Annotated in this window: 12 protein-coding genes; 6 read left to right on the top strand and 6 right to left on the bottom strand. The window is 66.8% G+C overall.

Features of this window, described 5'->3' with window-relative positions:
* Positions 1–13: 13 nt before the first annotated feature.
* Complete coding sequence (locus OC534_RS08010) at positions 14–1,105, bottom strand: OmpA family protein (RefSeq protein ID WP_017356946.1); 1,092 nt, start codon at positions 1,103–1,105, stop codon at positions 14–16.
* A gap of 372 nt (positions 1,106–1,477) precedes the next feature.
* On the opposite strand from OC534_RS08010, the gene OC534_RS08015 reads away from it, so the two are divergent.
* The 5 genes from OC534_RS08015 to OC534_RS08035 all read left to right on the top strand — a co-directional run bounded on the left by OC534_RS08015 (position 1,478) and on the right by OC534_RS08035 (position 6,842).
* Positions 1,478–2,503, top strand: coding sequence for a zinc-binding alcohol dehydrogenase family protein (locus tag OC534_RS08015; RefSeq protein WP_262071653.1), 1,026 nt, complete (start codon positions 1,478–1,480; stop codon positions 2,501–2,503).
* Positions 2,504–2,603: 100 nt separating this feature from the next.
* On the top strand, positions 2,604–3,215 hold the full coding sequence (locus tag OC534_RS08020; protein ID WP_017356949.1) for a membrane protein: 612 nt from the start codon (positions 2,604–2,606) through the stop codon (positions 3,213–3,215).
* A gap of 142 nt (positions 3,216–3,357) precedes the next feature.
* Entirely contained in the window at positions 3,358–5,391 is a 2,034-nt protein-coding gene (locus OC534_RS08025; protein ID WP_017357268.1) for an NADPH-dependent 2,4-dienoyl-CoA reductase, read from the top strand.
* A 292-nt stretch (positions 5,392–5,683) separates the two neighbouring features.
* On the top strand, positions 5,684–6,142 hold the full coding sequence (locus tag OC534_RS08030; RefSeq protein ID WP_017357267.1) for a cell wall hydrolase: 459 nt from the start codon (positions 5,684–5,686) through the stop codon (positions 6,140–6,142).
* Between the two features lie 88 nt (positions 6,143–6,230).
* Positions 6,231–6,842: a glutathione S-transferase N-terminal domain-containing protein gene (locus tag OC534_RS08035; RefSeq protein ID WP_017357266.1), complete on the top strand. Its 612-nt coding sequence runs from the start codon at positions 6,231–6,233 to the stop codon at positions 6,840–6,842.
* A 70-nt stretch (positions 6,843–6,912) separates the two neighbouring features.
* Here the strand turns inward: OC534_RS08035 and OC534_RS08040 are convergent, their stop codons facing one another.
* The 5 genes from OC534_RS08040 to OC534_RS08060 form a co-directional block, all read right to left on the bottom strand.
* Positions 6,913–7,962 carry a suppressor of fused domain protein gene (locus OC534_RS08040; RefSeq protein ID WP_136005535.1) on the bottom strand — a complete coding sequence of 350 codons (1,050 nt, stop codon included), beginning with the start codon at positions 7,960–7,962 and terminating at the stop codon, positions 6,913–6,915.
* A gap of 77 nt (positions 7,963–8,039) precedes the next feature.
* The gene (locus tag OC534_RS08045; RefSeq protein ID WP_262071654.1) at positions 8,040–8,570 is read right to left on the bottom strand and encodes a hypothetical protein; all 531 of its coding nucleotides are present in this window, start codon (positions 8,568–8,570) and stop codon (positions 8,040–8,042) included.
* Between the two features lie 327 nt (positions 8,571–8,897).
* Complete coding sequence (prpE, locus tag OC534_RS08050) at positions 8,898–10,772, bottom strand: propionate--CoA ligase (RefSeq protein WP_262071655.1); 1,875 nt, start codon at positions 10,770–10,772, stop codon at positions 8,898–8,900.
* Positions 10,773–11,021: 249 nt separating this feature from the next.
* Positions 11,022–12,008: a malate dehydrogenase gene (locus OC534_RS08055; RefSeq protein ID WP_017355438.1), complete on the bottom strand. Its 987-nt coding sequence runs from the start codon at positions 12,006–12,008 to the stop codon at positions 11,022–11,024.
* A gap of 113 nt (positions 12,009–12,121) precedes the next feature.
* Positions 12,122–12,613: a peptidylprolyl isomerase gene (locus OC534_RS08060; protein WP_017355437.1), complete on the bottom strand. Its 492-nt coding sequence runs from the start codon at positions 12,611–12,613 to the stop codon at positions 12,122–12,124.
* 266 nt (positions 12,614–12,879) lie between these two features.
* Between OC534_RS08060 and typA the strand changes: the two genes are divergently transcribed.
* The gene (gene typA / locus OC534_RS08065) at positions 12,880–14,727 is read left to right on the top strand and encodes a translational GTPase TypA (RefSeq protein WP_026070669.1); all 1,848 of its coding nucleotides are present in this window, start codon (positions 12,880–12,882) and stop codon (positions 14,725–14,727) included.
* Position 14,728: the final 1 nt, after the last annotated feature.

A 14,728-nucleotide genomic window follows, 5' to 3' on the forward strand; every position in this document is an offset into this window, starting at 1 on the left:
ACAACCAGACAGATCAGTTCTGGACGTTCAGCTCGGTACGACGGTTCTTTGCACGGCCTTCCGGGTTGTCCGAACCGTCCGGGTTGGTGTTCGGAGCAATCGGACGGCTCTCGCCGTAGCCGATCGGACCCACCAGACGCGAAGCGGACACGCCGTTCTTGGTCAGGTAGTCGTACACGGTGGTGGCGCGACGCTCGGACAGCTTCTGGTTGTAAGCGTCGGTGCCCTTCGAGTCGGTGTGGCCGGCCACTTCAACGCGCAGATCCGGGTAACGCTTCAGGATCTCGGTGGCTTCGCTCAGGATCGCCACGGCGTCCGGACGCAGGGTCGACTTGTCGAAGTCGAAGTTGACGCCCTTCAGGTCGATGGAGACCGGCACCGGGCAGCCGTCCGGACCGATGGTCTGGCCAGGCTGGGAGTTCGGGCACTTGTCGTCGCAGTTGTTGACGCCGTCACCGTCGTCATCCAGGTCGGCGCAGCTCGGGGCAACCGGAGCCGGAGCAACCACAGCCGCGGTCGGGGCCGGGCCCAGCGGGATCACGACGCCGACCGAAGCCAGCACGTCGCCGAACCAGTCTTCCGTCGGAGCAGCGATGCTCTGGTCGTCGAAGTCAGCGCGGTAGGCCACTTCGGCACGGACAGCAACGCGCTTTTCGAAGGTGGTCTGCAGACCCACGCCGACCTTGGCGGCGAAGTTGCCGTCCTTGCGCTCACGCGGACCGTTGTTGTCCAGCGCCGGGTACTCTTCTTCCGACTTCTGGTAGCCCAGACCCATCAGCAGGTACGGGTTCCAGCCACGGCCTTCGGAGATGAAGTGGCGACGCAGGTCGATCGAGGCGCCGTACTGGCTCCAGTTCAGATCCTGGTTGGCGTCGAAGTTCGGGTTCTGGTAGTTCAGTTCACCGTCCAGCGACCAGTTGGGGCTGATGAACTTACCGAGGCCCAGGGTCACGAACGGAGCGTCGTTGGTCAGACGGTCGTTATCCTGGAAGTTGAAGCCGGCCGAACCGGTCAGGTACCAGCGGTCGTCAAAATCCTGCGCCGATGCAGCCTGGGCGAAAGCCAGACCGCCCAGCAGCGCGGCAGTGAGGATCTTCTTGTTCATTGAGTACAGCTCCTATTTCGGGGGTATGAAACCGGTAGAGGCATGGGCCAGCACTACTGCGTCGTTTTCAGACTGCCGATTCAGCACGCCACCGCCGCGAACATTATGCTCAGGAGGGTGAAGGTGATGTTAACAGTCCCGTAACATGTGAAGAGAACGGCCAGGCCCCTACCCGGCCCGGCGGGTGGCACCGTATACAGGTTGATGAAATTGCGCAAGCGCCTTTGATGACAAGGGTTTCCCGGGATTCATCCCGCTATGGGTGCCAACCGGGAGTATTTCGCCCCTGCGCGATGCCCGCATTGATTCAGCGCAGAAACAGCAATGTCAGCAACCGTATGATGGCGTCAACACCCCGATATCGGAGCTGTCATGAAAGCCGTGGGACTGACCCGCTACCTGCCCGTCGATGACCCCGAGGCCCTGCAGGATCTGCAGCTTTTCGAGCCGGGCCCGCCGCAGGGACGCGACCTGCTGGTGCGGGTGCAGGCGATCTCGGTCAACCCGGTAGACACCAAACTGCGGGCCCCGCGCGAGGGCCGGGAAGAGTCGCCCCGCATCCTCGGTTTCGACGCCGCCGGCGTGGTGGACGCGGTCGGGCCGGAAGTGACTGCTTTCATGCCGGGCGATACGGTTTATTACGCCGGCGACGTCACCCGACCGGGCTGCAACGCCCAATGGCAGTGGGTGGATGAGCGTCTGGTCGGACGCCAGCCCACCACGCTGGACGCCGCGGATGCCGCTGCGTTGCCTCTCACCGCGCTCACCGCCTGGGAACTGCTGTTCGAGCGCATGCCCCTGCGCTTCGATGACCGCCATCATGCCGGGCAGCATCTGCTGGTCATCGGCGGCGCCGGTGGCGTCGGCTCGATCGCGATCCAGCTGGCCCGGCATGCGGGCTTCACGGTGATCGCCACCGCCTCCCGCGACGCGACGCGCGCGTGGTGCACGCAGATGGGCGCCGACCATGTGATCGACCATCGCCAGCCGCTGCTGCCACAGCTTCAGGCGCTGGGCATCGACCAGGTCGAGGTCGTGCTGAATCTGGCCGATACCGATCACTACTGGGACGCGATCGGCGACCTGCTGGCACCGCAGGGGCATGTCGGGCTGATCGTGGAGCCGCGCGGCGCGCTGCGCATCGGCGATCCATACAAGGCCAAGTGCATCGGCATCCACTGGGAATTCATGTTCGCGCGGGCGCGTTTCCGCACCCACGACATGATCGAACAGCATCGCATTCTCAACCGCGTGGCCAGCCTGGTGGACGCCGGCGAACTGCGCAGCACCGCGCACACGCTGCTGGGCCCGATCAATGCGGCAAACCTGCGCGAGGCGCACCGTCGCCTCGAAGCCGGGGAGGTGATCGGCAAGCTGGTGCTGTCAGGCTGGGACTGACCCGCCAACGCGCCGCTGTGGGCGCGGATTGGTATGCATCTGTATCTGTCGGCGCGTCCCGGCCGGCCCTACATTCAAGGGCCTTTCCGGTGAACGCGCCATGCCCACGTCCCTCCCCCTCCGCCTGGCCCAGCTGCTGCTGGGTCTGTTCCTGTATGGCATCGGCGCGGCGGTGATGATCCGTGCCGCCATTGGCGTCGCCCCGTGGGATGTGCTGTCGCAGGGCATCGCGCTGCAGACCCCGCTGTCGTTCGGGGTGGCGACCAATGTGATCGGCGCACTGGTCCTGCTGCTGTGGTGGCCGATCCGGCAGAAGCCGGGGCTGGGCACGGTACTGAACGTGATGTTGATCGGCCCCAGCGCGCAGTTCGGGCTGTGGCTGCTGCCGGAGGTGCACGGCCTGGCATGGCAGGTGCCGATGTTCGTGCTGGGCCTGCTGCTGGTGGCGGTGGCGACCGGGTTGTACATCGGCGCCCGCTTCGGCCCGGGCCCGCGCGATGGCCTGATGACCGGCCTGCACGCGCGGACCGGCTGGCCGATCTGGATCGTGCGCAGCCTGATCGAAGGCACGGTGCTGGTGATCGGCTGGCAGCTCGGTGGCGACGTCGGCGTGGGCACCCTCGCCTTCGCCCTGCTGATCGGCCCCCTGTGCGGCGTGACTCTGCCCTTCTTCGGCATCCACAGGCCCACTCCGGCAGCCGCCGCCCGGTAGTGCCGGCCGCCGGCCGGCGCCCCGTCCGGCTGGCGCCAGCGGCGGGCATCACCCGCCTCAACGGCCGCCCGCCACCAGACGCCCCTTGCCGTTGGGGCCATTTCGCGGCACGCTTCATGCTTCCGTACGCAAGCGTATCGACATGTCGCCAGCCGCCGAATCCACCGCCTATCCCCACCTGTTCACCCCGCTGGACCTGGGCTTCACCCAGCTCCGCAACCGCGTGCTGATGGGGTCCATGCACACCGGCCTGGAAGACCGGGCCCGCGACTTCCCCCGGCTGGCGGCGTATTTCGCCGAGCGTGCGGCCGGCGGCGTCGGCCTGATCGTCACCGGTGGCTTTGCCCCGAACGTGGTGGGCTGGCTCAAGCCGTTCGGCGGCAAACTGTCCTGGCCGTGGGAGGTGCGTCCGCATCGCCAGGTCACCCGTGCGGTGCACGACAACGGCGGCCGGATCTGCCTGCAGTTGCTGCACGCGGGCCGCTATGCCTACCACCCCCTGTCGGTGGCACCGTCCCGGCTGAAAGCACCGATCAATCCGTTCACCCCGCGCGCGCTGTCGGCACGCGGTGTGGATCGCCACATCGCCGATTACGCGCGCAGCGCGCGGCTGGCCCGCGAGGCCGGCTATGACGGCGTGGAAGTGATGGGGTCGGAAGGCTATCTGATCAACGAATTCATCGCCCCGCGCACCAACCAGCGCACCGACCGCTGGGGCGGCGACGCCGCGCAGCGCATGCGCTTCGCGGTGGAGATCGTGCGCCGCATCCGCGAGGCGTGCGGGCCGGATTTCATCATCATCTACCGGCTGTCACTGGTGGACCTGGTGGACAACGGCAGCAACTGGGAAGAGATCGTGCAGCAGGCGCAGGCGATCGAAGCCGCCGGTGCGACCCTGATCAATTCGGGCATCGGCTGGCACGAGGCGCGCATTCCCACTATCGCCACCTCGGTGCCGCGTGGCGCCTTCGCCGGGGTCACCGCCAAGCTCAAGCCGCACGTGCGCGTGCCACTGATCGCCACCAACCGGATCAACATGCCGGATGTGGCCGAGCGCATCCTGGCCGGCGGCGGGGCCGATATGGTCTCTCTGGCGCGCCCGCTGCTGGCCGATCCGGCGTGGGCCAACAAGGCACGCAGCGGCCGCCCGGAGTCGATCAATACCTGCATCGCGTGCAACCAGGCCTGCCTGGATCACGTGTTCGAGAACAAGACCGCCAGTTGCCTGGTCAATCCGCGGGCGGTGCATGAAACCGAGCTGGTCTACCGCCCGGTCGCCACCGCGCGGCGCGTGGCCGTGGTCGGCGCCGGGCCGGCCGGCCTGGCATGCGCGACCGTGGCCGCCGAACGCGGGCACCGGGTGACGCTGTTTGACGCCAACAGCGAGATCGGCGGCCAGTTCAACGTCGCCAAGCGCATCCCCGGCAAGGAGGAGTTCCACGAAACCCTGCGCTACTTCGGGCACAGGCTGGCCGAGACCGGCGTGGAGCTGAAGCTGGGCACCGTGGCCGATGTCGCCACGCTGGCCGGCTTCGATGCGGTGGTGGTCGCCACCGGCATCACCCCGCGCCAGGTCGATTTCCCCGGCGCCGACCATCCCAAGGTGGTCAGCTATCTGGACGTGCTGCTCGGCCGGGTGGTCGTGGGGCCGCAGGCGGCGATCATCGGTGCCGGCGGTATCGGCTTCGATGTCGGCGAATTCCTGGTGCACGAGGGTCCGTCGCCGGCGCTGGATACGGCGCGCTGGATGGCCGAATGGGGCGTGGACCCGAGTTTCGAGACGCGCGGCGCGCTGACGCGACCGGCCCCGGAAGCGCCGGCCCGCAAGGTCTGGCTGCTGCAGCGCAGCCCCGGCAGACCGGGTGCCCGCCTGGGCAAGACCACCGGCTGGATCCACCGCGCCACGCTCAAGGCCAAGGGCGTGACCCTGCTCGGCGGCGTGGAATACCTGGGCGTGGACGACGCCGGCCTGCGTGTCCGCGTGGGCGACCAGGAACAGACCCTGCCGGTCGACCACGTGGTGATCTGCGCGGGGCAGGAACCGCGGCGCGATCTGCACGCCGCACTGGTGGCGGCGGGTGTGCAGGCCCACCTGATCGGCGGTGCCGACGTGGCCGCCGAACTGGATGCCAAGCGCGCGATCCGCCAGGGCAGCGAGCTGGCGGCGGCGCTGTAAAACGGGTTGCCGGCGCGCGGCCGGCACTCCCTGAATGGGCGAATTCGGCCGCCCTCCGAACCTGAATGTCAAGTCTTCAGGTTCAGGATGCATTGGGAAATGGCCCCCTATCGTGCGCCAACTTTCCCGCTCACCACCCAGTTCGAGTGAGCGCGCGGACCCGTCATCCTGATCGGGTCCGCCACCGGGCGGCCCCGATGGCCGCCTCCCCATGACGCCAAGTCGTACCCCACGCCCCGTCCGAATGATCGGATGGACAGCCAGGTGCGGCCCATACGGAGCAAGGAGATTTATGAAACTGGCCTGGATTCTCTGGCTGTCGCAGTTGTTGCCGCAGCCGGCCGCCGATTCGTTGTGCCTGAGCACGACCGTCTACCTCGAAGCGCGTGACCAGACCCTGCGCGGCCAGCAAGCCGTCGCGGAAGTGGCCCTGCGCCGCCTGGACAGCGGCCTGTGGGGCGACTCGATGTGCCAGGTGGTCACCGCCCGCAAGCAGTTTGCCCCGACCATCGTGGCCCCCGGTACGCAGCTCGGCAACGCCGACGCGTGGCAGGAAGCGATGACCGTGGCCTTCGACGCCGAGCGCAACTGGGCGCTGCCGGTGGGCGAGCGCAAGGAGATCGTGCCCGGCGCGAGCCACTTCGCCGCCTTGGCCATCGCCAATCCGAGCTGGCGCAATGCCTACCAGGTGGCCACCATCGGCGACCACACGTTCTATCGCGTGCAGAAACTCAAGCCGCGCACGTCGTAACGATCTGTTACAGCCATACCGTTGAGGATGCGTGGCCCGCTCTGGAATAGTGAGCGGCTCACCCATCACCATCCGCAACGGAGTTCCCATGAAGCTGTACAGCAAGCCCGGTGCCTGCTCCACTGCCGACCACATTGCCCTGCAGTGGACCGGCCAGCCGTATGACGTGGAACTGCTGACCAAGGAAACCCTGAAGGCGCCTGCGTTCCTGGCCATCAATCCGGCCGGCTCGGTACCGGCGGTGGTCGACGGCGATTTCGTACTGACCCAGAACGCCGCGATCATGGGGTACATCGCCGATACCCATCCCCAGGCGGGTCTGGCCGGCGACGGCAGCGCCCGGCAGCGTGCCGAAGCCACCCGCTGGCTGTCCTTCGTCAATTCGGACCTGCACCCGGCGTTTTCGCCGCTGTTCGGGCCGGGCAACTACATCGGCGACGAAAGCCAGTACGACGCCATCCGCGCCGCCGCGCACAAGCGCCTGCGCGGCCTGTTCGAACGCGCCAACACGCAGCTGGAAGGCCGCCAATGGCTGGCCGGGTTCCGCAGCTTCGCCGATCCGTATTTCTACATCACGCTGCGCTGGGCGGCCGGCGCCAAGGTCGACCTGACCGGCCTGGACAACATCGCCGCGTTCAAGCAGCGCATGGATGCCGACCCAGGCGTGCAGGCCGCGCTGAAGGCTGAAGGCCTGCTCTGAGCGGGACGACGAACGATCAACGAAGAGCCCGGCCATGCCGGGCTCTTTCGTTATCGTCGCCACGCACCGCTCAGCCGATCTCGCGTACGACGTTGTCCTGCGCGTCGCGCAGCGCGGTGGGCACTACCTCCACCACCAGACCGGTACCGGGCAACGGGTAGCGACCGCGCTGGGCACGCACATCGCGCAGCAGCGCGTCCAGGCTTGCCGGCGTCAACGTGCACGTCATCCCGCCCTCGCCACGGCGCAACGCATCGCGTTCACCGGGCTGGAAGGTCCACTCGCGATCGCCGCCGATCACGGTCAGCGGGTGGCCGTAACGCAGGCGCAGCGGCAGCAGGTCCAGCAGGCTTGGCACCTGGCCGGCACCGAGCACCAGCACCGTGCTGTCATCCTCCTCACGCCACGCCAGGGTTTCCACGAACAGCAGCGCGGTGCTGGAGCCGTCGCGGGCGCTGCCCGCCTCCACCTGCCGGGCCAGGTCCGCATCGTCAAGCAGTGAGGGGCGATGCAGGTCGGTGATCCACAACGGCATGCGCGGCGCCAGCGCATGCAGCACGCCATCGGTGGACCAGCGCTTGATTGCCGCCATCTCCGCATCGCTCACGCCGATCACCTGCAGGAAGACCAGGCGACCGTTGGCGGTGTCGCGCGCCGGCAGCTGCGGGTCGGGCAGGAACGCCACATGACGCAGGCAGGTGTCGGTGTCCAACGCGATTGGCCCGTTGGCATCCATGTGATGCCCGGCTTCGAACACGTTGCCGGTGGCGAACACGTAGCGGGCGAGATTCTGCAGCAGGTTCATCGGCCACGTGGGCGGACTGGCGGCATCGTCGTCCACCGCCAGGCGGAAGGTCAGCTCGAAGCCGTAGCCGCTGTCGACCGCGTCGTCGCTCTGCTTGTCGTACAGCTCGGAGAAGCCGTAGGTGACGTAATGCCAGTGCGGGCGCGGGACGTCGGCCCGGTACACGCTGATGCCGTCCAGCGGATCATTGCCGCCCAGCGTGTAGGGCAGCGCCGTGCCGTAGTGCGTCGGCTCCTGGCCGGGATACAGCGCGGCCAAGGCCGCGTTGATGGCATCCCAGCCCGGGGTGCCGTCATCGTCCTTCGTGGGGTCCATCGCGTGGCTCCTGCATGTGTAGCCTGGCAAGGTAACGCCGGTGCGCGGCGACCACCACCCTTGCGCTGCGCCACGCGTCAGCCCGGAACCGCGGCCACCGTGTCCTCCAGCGGTGGCGTTGGTGCGTCAGGTACATCGAGCAGCGCGTGGGTATCGCTCAGCCAGCGATTGGCCAGCGCCGGGCTCCTGGCCTTGGCGACGGCAGCGGCCATGTCCGGCCACAGTTTTTCCAGCGCGCCGGCATCGGTGCAACGCTCGATCTTGAGCTGCATGAAATACCCCTTGAGCCCGAGGTGCCTGCGTACCGATTCGCTCATCCAGTCGTACAGGCGCTTGTACAGGTCCGGGTCCTTCTCACGGCCGGCGGTGAGCGTGCGCGCGGCGGGCGGTGCCACCACACCGCCGACGATCTCGATCAGTCCCATCCGGGCAAGCTGCGCCAGCGCGTCGTCGGGCGCGCGCAGGCCCGGCAGTACCGCGGTCAACGCATCGTCATCGCGCTGACCATCGACCATCAACAGAATGGACCGCAATGACGGCGGCAGACGCCGCGCGCGGTCCTCGATTTCCTGACGGCCCGCGGCCGTCTTGGCATGGATGTACGCCATGTGGTGCTTCCCCCTGTCACCTGCTGCATTGCCACGCGCGGCCGCCAGCCGTTGGCCGGTGCACGTGCGCCCCCTTGCGACCGTTCCAGGCGATTGCCCACGCCGACGTCCCCGCGCGCGCCGTGTCCCCAGCGCGCGACGCCAGGCGCCGGGGGCCTGCAGCGGTCACGCCCGGAGCTTACCTGAGGCTGGCCGCCCCCGATAATGCGGTGCAGCAACGGGCGGGTCAGGCGTCCGCGCGGAACTACGGATACCTGCGGGTGGCGCGGCCCCCCCATTCCGGGGCCGCGCAGGCGCGCCTGCACCCTGCCACGCGGACGGTGCGGGTCAGCGCCCCAGCGCGCGCCGGATCTCGTCCAGCGCACCCGGGTCGTCCAGGGTGGACAGGTCCCCCGGATCACGCTCCTCCGCCAACGCCTGCAGCGAGCGGCGCAGCAGCTTGCCCGAGCGTGTCTTCGGCAGCGCGTTGACGATGTGGACGTGCGCCGGTCGTGCCACCGCCCCCAGCGACTGGGTCACACGCTGCATCATCTCCGCGATCACCGCCGCCGGCTCGGTGGTGGCCTGCTTGAGGGTAACGAACACCAGCGGCACCTGGCCCTTGAGTTCGTCCTTGACGCCGATCACGGCCGCTTCGGCGACCAGCGGATGGCCGGCGATGCACTCTTCGATTTCGCGCGTGCCCAGGCGGTGCCCGGCCACGTTGATCACATCGTCGGTGCGGCCCAGGATGAAGGTGTAGCCGTCCTCGTCGCGGATCGCCCAGTCCAGCGAGCTGTACAGCAGCTCCTTGAAGTGGCTGAAGTAGCTCTGCAGGAAGCGGTCGTCGTCCTTCCACACCGTGGTCATGCAGCCCGGCGGCAGCGGCGGGGTCATCACCAGCACGCCCTTCTGCCCGGCCGGCACTTCCTCGCCGGTGGTCTCGTCGATCACCTTCATCCGATAGCCCAGGTTGGGGAACCCCGGCGAACCGAAACGCACCGGCTTCATGTCCACGCCGGGCAGCAGCGTCAGCGCCGGCCAGCCGGTTTCGGTCTGCCAGTAGTTGTCGATGATCGGCTTGCCGAGCGCGTCGTTGATCCAGTGCGCGGTGGGCTCGTCCAGCGGCTCGCCGGCCAGGAACACGTACTGCAGGGCGGACAGATCGTGGCGGCGGATGAAGTCCACGTCATGCTTTTTCAGCACGCGGATCGCGGTAGGCGAGGAGAACAGCGTGCGCACGCCGTACTGTTCGCACAACGCCCACCAGATGCCCGGATCGGGGTGGGTCGGCAGCCCTTCATAGAGCAGCGAGGTGCAGCCGCCGATCAGCGGTCCATAGACATTGTAGGAATGCCCCACCGCCCAACCGACATCGGAGGTGGAGAACATCACCTGCCCGGGCCGGCAGTCGAACACCGTTTCCATCGACTGCGCCATCGCCACGGCGTAGCCGCCCACATCACGCTGCACGCCCTTGGGCTTGCCGGTGGTGCCGGAGGTGTACAGCAGATAGCTCGGTTCGCTCGATTCCAGCCACACCACCGGCACGTCCTGGTCGCCGACCTCGGCGCGCAGGGTGGCGTAATCGACGTCGCGGCCCGGCACCTTCGGCTCGGCCGGGTCCAGCCCGCGCGAGACGATCAGCACGTGCGGCGGCGGCGACTGCGCTTCGGCGCAGGCGGCATCGACCATCGCCTTGTACGGAATCACTTTGCCACCGCGCTTGCCGGCATCGGCGGCGATCAGCAGCTTGGGTTCGGCATCGTCGATGCGCAGCGCCAGGTTGTGCGCGGCGAAGCCGCCGAACACCACCGAGTGGATCGCACCGATGCGCGCGCAGGCCAGCATCGCGAACACGGCTTCGGCCATGTTCGGCATGTAGATCACCACGCGATCACCACGCTGCACATCCAGTCGCTGCAGCACCGCCGCGAAGGCATTCACTTCGCGGTACAGCTCGCGGTAGGTGATCTCGCGGGTGACGTCGGTTTCGGTCGAGACGGTCACCAGCGCCAGCTGGTCCGGCCGCTCGACCAGATGGCGGTCCACCGCGTTGTAGCAGAGGTTGGTTTCACCGCCCACGAACCAGCGCCGGAACGGCGGGTTGCTGTAGTCCAGGATCCGCTCCGGCGCTTTATGCCAGTAGATGCGCTGCGCCTCCTCGGCCCAGAACGCCTCGGGTTCTTCGATGGAACGTCGGTACATCGCTTCGTAACGCATGACAGCCCTCCCAGACAAAGCCATGAATCGAGCATAGTCCGATGCCGGCTGCCGAGCCGTTCTACCTTGGTCGTAAGGCGCCCGGGCGTGCGCTGCCTGGAACAGACGCGGCCGCCGGCGGGTCGAGTTGCCGCGGCGGGGCCCTCGAGGCTTGCGATGACGTGGACCGAAGAGCCTCCGCCAAGCGTCGAAGAGCAAAAAAAACGCCGGGCAAGCCCGGCGTTTTTCACATGCAGTCGCAGCGCGCGATCAACCCAGCAGGTGGGCGACGCCGGCGCGCTCTTCTTCCAGTTCGGCCAGGGTCTTGTCGATGTACTTCTGGCTGAAGTCGTCAACCGGCAGATCCTTGACCAGGGTGTACTCACCATTCTCGGTGGTCACCGCGAAGCCGAAGATCACGCCTTCCGGGATGCCGTAGGAGCCGTCGGACGGCACGCCCATCGTCACCCACTTGCCGTTGCTGCCCAGCACCCAGTCGCGCACGTGGTCGATGGCGGCATTGGCGGCCGAGGCAGCCGAGGACGAACCACGGGCTTCGATGATCGCCGCGCCGCGCTTGCCCACGGTCGGGATGAAGGTGCCGGCATTCCATTCCTGGTCGTTGATCGCATCGGCGACGGAGGCACCATCGGCGGTGGCGAAACGGTAGTCCGGGTACATGGTCGGGCTGTGGTTGCCCCACACGACCAGCTTCTCGATGCCACCGACCGACTTGCCCAGCTTGGACGACAGCTGGCTCAGGGCACGGTTGTGGTCCAGGCGCAGCATGGCGGTGAAGTTGCGCGGATTCAGGTCCGGCGCCGACTTCATGGCGATGTAGGCGTTGGTGTTGGCCGGATTGCCGACCACCAGCACCTTCACGTTGCGGCTGGCGACCTTGTTCAGCGCCGCGCCCTGCGCGGTGAAGATCTTGGCGTTTTCCAGCAGCAGGTCCTTGCGCTCCATGCCCGGGCCGCGCGGACGCGCGCCGACCAGCAGGGCGATGTCGGCATCCTTGAAGGCCACTTCGGCGTCATCGGTACCCACCATGCCGGCCAGCAGCGGGAAGGCGCAGTCTTCCAGTTCCATCATCACGCCGCGCAGCGCGGCCTGGGCCTTGTCGACCGGCAGCTCGAGCAGCTGCAGGATGACCGGCTGGTCCTTGCCCAGCATTTCGCCGGAAGCGATGCGGAACAGCAGGGCGTAGCCGATCTGGCCGGCGGCGCCGGTCACGGCAACACGAACAGGTGCTTTCATGGGGATTTCCTCTGCTAAAAAGCTGTGTGGGAGTGGCCACCGGGCGGGGAAAACCTGGCGGGGCGGCCGGAAACGCGAAACGGCCTCCCGTTACAGGAGGCCGTTGGAGGGGATCAGGCGGAGAGGATCTTGTTCCACTCGGCCACCTGGTCGGCCTGGGCGGCCAGCACGGCGTCGGTGTCGCCTTCCAGGGTGATCGAATGGATCACGTCGCCCTGCTTGACCGAATCGACGATGGCCTGGCCTTCCAGCACCTGGCCGAACACGGTGTGCTTGCCGTCCAGCCAGTCGGTCTTGATGTGGGTGATGAAGAACTGGCTGCCGTTGGTGTTCGGGCCGGCGTTGGCCATCGACAGCGAGCCGATCTGGTGCTTCACGCCGTTCTTTTCGTCCTCGAACTTGTAGCCCGGGCCGCCGGTGCCACGCCCCTGCGGGCAGCCACCCTGGATCATGAAGTCGGGGATCACGCGATGGAAGATCAGGCCGTCATAGAAGCCCTTCTTGACCAGGTTCACGAAGTTGGCGACGGTCTTGGGTGCCTTGTCGGCGAACAGCTCGACCTTGATCGGGCCCTGGGTGGTGTCGAAAGTGGCGATGAGGGACATGCAAATCCTTGGGGTACGGGGGTTTGTCGTTAGCTGCATAGGATACACCCGTGATTATCCGCCGGCCCGCCCGACAATGGTCGTCATGCCGGCCGCCCCCCCACCCCGGTGTCCATGCCGTGTTCAGCCTGGGGACCGGCCAGCGGCCGGCGCTACCTGAATGCCCGTCCGGCAAGGGATGCGAGGCACTTTTCGCGATTGGTCATGTTGGCCGTATAATGTTGGACTTCTTTTTCCAAATCCGGCGCCGACTGGCCCCCTTTCGCATGTCTATCGAAAATCTTCGCAACATCGCCATCGTCGCCCACGTCGACCACGGTAAGACCACCCTCGTCGACCAGCTGCTCAAGCAGTCCGGCACCCTCTCCGAGCGCACCGTGCTCGCAGAGCGCGTGATGGACAGCAATGACCAGGAAAAGGAACGCGGCATCACCATCCTGGCCAAGAACACGGCCATCACCTGGGAAGACAAGAAGACCGGCATCAAGAACCGGATCAACATCGTCGACACCCCGGGACACGCCGACTTCGGCGGCGAAGTGGAGCGCGTGCTGTCGATGGTCGACACCGTGCTGATCCTGGTCGACGCGATGGACGGCCCGATGCCGCAGACCCGCTTCGTCACCCAGAAGGCGTTCGCGATGGGCTTCAAGCCGATCGTGGTGGTCAACAAGGTCGACCGCCCCGGCTCGCGTCCGGATTGGGTGATCGACCAGGTGTTCGACCTGTTCGACAAGCTCGGCGCCACCAATGAACAGCTCGACTTCCCGATCGTCTACGCCTCGGCCCTGAACGGCTATGCCGGCCTGGAAGACAGCGTGCGCGATGGCGACATGACCCCGCTGTACGAAGCGATCATGCAGCACGCGCCGAAGCCGGAAGTGGACCCGGAAGGTCCGTTCCAGATGCGCATCAGCCAGCTGGACTACAACAACTTCGTGGGCGTGATCGGCATCGGCCGCATCCAGCGCGGCACCCTGAAGAAGAACATGCAGGTCGCGGTGATCGACCGTGAAGGCAAGAAGCGCAACGGCAAGGTCGCGCAGGTACTGGGCTTCCTGGGCCTGGAGCGCATCGAGCAGGACAGCGCCGAAGCCGGCGACATCGTCGCCATCTCGGGCATTCCGGAGCTGACCATCTCCGACACCCTGTGCCACCCGGAAACCCCGGAAGCCCTGCCGGCGCTGACCGTCGACGAACCCACCATCTCGATGACCTTCCAGGTCAACAACTCGCCGTTCGCGGGCAACAAGGATCTGTCCGGCGGCAAGTTCCTGACCAGCCGCCAGATCAAGGACCGCCTGGACCGCGAACAGGTCCACAACGTGGCCCTGAAGGTTGAACAGCTGGAAGACGCCGACAAGTTCCTGGTCTCCGGCCGTGGCGAACTGCACCTGTCGGTGCTGATCGAAAACATGCGTCGTGAAGGCTACGAACTGGCCGTCTCGCGTCCGGAAGTGATCATCAAGCAGATCGATGGCCAGGCTATGGAGCCGATCGAACAGCTCGTGGTGGACGTTGAAGAAGTGCACCAGGGCGGCGTGATGGAAAAGCTGGGTACCCGCAAGGGCCAGCTCAAGAACATGGAGCCGGACGGCAAGGGCCGTGTGCGCCTGGAATACATGATCCCGGCCCGTGGCCTGATCGGTTTCCAGAACGAGTTCAAGACCCTGACCCAGGGCTCGGGCCTGCTGTTCCACGTGTTCGATCATTACGGCCCGAAGGAACAGGGCGCCATCGCCAAGCGCCAGAACGGCGTGATGATCGCCAATGCGCCGGGCGCCACCCCCGCTTACTCGCTGGGGCCGCTGCAGGAGCGCGGCAAGCTGTTCGCCGCTGAAGGCGACAACGTGTACGAAGGCCAGCTGATCGGTATCCACTCCAAGGACAACGACCTGACCGTCAATGCGATCAAGACCAAGCCGCTGACCAACATGCGCGCTTCGGGCAAGGACGATGCGATCCAGCTGACCCCGGCAATCAAGTACTCGCTGGAGCAGGCCCTGGACTTCATCGAGGACGACGAGCTGGTCGAGATCACCCCGAAGGAGATCCGCCTGCGCAAGAAGTTCCTGACCGAAAGCGACCGCAAGAAGGCCTCGCGCGGCGGTTGAT

The sequence above is a fragment of the Stenotrophomonas sp. Marseille-Q5258 genome (assembly GCF_946900935.1).
GTDB classification, from domain to species: domain Bacteria; phylum Pseudomonadota; class Gammaproteobacteria; order Xanthomonadales; family Xanthomonadaceae; genus Stenotrophomonas; species Stenotrophomonas nematodicola.

Coding starts and splice junctions, on each gene's coding strand:
- prpE (WP_262071655.1), bottom strand. CDS start 10,772: ATGCGTTACGAAGCGATGTACCGACGTTCCATCGAAGAACCCGAGGCG.
- typA (WP_026070669.1), top strand. CDS start 12,880: ATGTCTATCGAAAATCTTCGCAACATCGCCATCGTCGCCCACGTCGAC.
- OC534_RS08025 (WP_017357268.1), top strand. CDS start 3,358: ATGTCGCCAGCCGCCGAATCCACCGCCTATCCCCACCTGTTCACCCCG.
- OC534_RS08040 (WP_136005535.1), bottom strand. CDS start 7,962: ATGGACCCCACGAAGGACGATGACGGCACCCCGGGCTGGGATGCCATC.
- OC534_RS08060 (WP_017355437.1), bottom strand. CDS start 12,613: ATGTCCCTCATCGCCACTTTCGACACCACCCAGGGCCCGATCAAGGTC.
- OC534_RS08035 (WP_017357266.1), top strand. CDS start 6,231: ATGAAGCTGTACAGCAAGCCCGGTGCCTGCTCCACTGCCGACCACATT.
- OC534_RS08045 (WP_262071654.1), bottom strand. CDS start 8,570: ATGGCGTACATCCATGCCAAGACGGCCGCGGGCCGTCAGGAAATCGAG.
- OC534_RS08030 (WP_017357267.1), top strand. CDS start 5,684: ATGAAACTGGCCTGGATTCTCTGGCTGTCGCAGTTGTTGCCGCAGCCG.
- OC534_RS08020 (WP_017356949.1), top strand. CDS start 2,604: ATGCCCACGTCCCTCCCCCTCCGCCTGGCCCAGCTGCTGCTGGGTCTG.
- OC534_RS08010 (WP_017356946.1), bottom strand. CDS start 1,105: ATGAACAAGAAGATCCTCACTGCCGCGCTGCTGGGCGGTCTGGCTTTC.
- OC534_RS08055 (WP_017355438.1), bottom strand. CDS start 12,008: ATGAAAGCACCTGTTCGTGTTGCCGTGACCGGCGCCGCCGGCCAGATC.
- OC534_RS08015 (WP_262071653.1), top strand. CDS start 1,478: ATGAAAGCCGTGGGACTGACCCGCTACCTGCCCGTCGATGACCCCGAG.